Here is a 310-nt window from a genome sequence, read left to right as displayed (position 1 = left end):
AGGCTTTCTCCGCCGCGCTCTTCCCGGCGGCGCATGAGGGCCGCGAGGAGGAGCGGGTGCTGGATCATGCCTTCTCCGCCGCGCTCCTCGCGGCGGCGCATCAGGGCGGCGAGCAGCAGCGGGTGCTCGATCATGCCTTCGCCGTCACCCTCTTCCCGGCGGCGCATCAGGGCGGCGAGCAGCAGCGGGTTTTCGATGAGGCTTTCTCCGCCGCGCTCTTCCCGGCGGCGCATGAGGGCCGCGAGGAGGAGCGGGTGCTGGATCATGCCTTCTCCGCCGCGCTCCTCGCGGCGGCGCATCAGGGCGGCGA

The 310-nt window shown here is 72.6% G+C and carries 1 protein-coding gene; it reads left to right on the top strand.

What is annotated here, in order from left to right; translation table 11 throughout:
- Positions 1-122: 122 nt before the first annotated feature.
- A partial coding sequence (locus GUY61_RS39490; protein ID WP_208107011.1) for a hypothetical protein occupies positions 123-310 on the top strand: 188 nt, incomplete at its 3' end.

It is taken from the genome of Streptomyces sp. GC420, assembly GCF_009916105.1.
Taxonomy (GTDB): Bacteria; Actinomycetota; Actinomycetes; order Streptomycetales; family Streptomycetaceae; genus Streptomyces.
The sequence above is the reverse complement of the archived record's forward strand: the minus strand, read 5'-3'. Positions and strand labels throughout refer to the sequence as shown.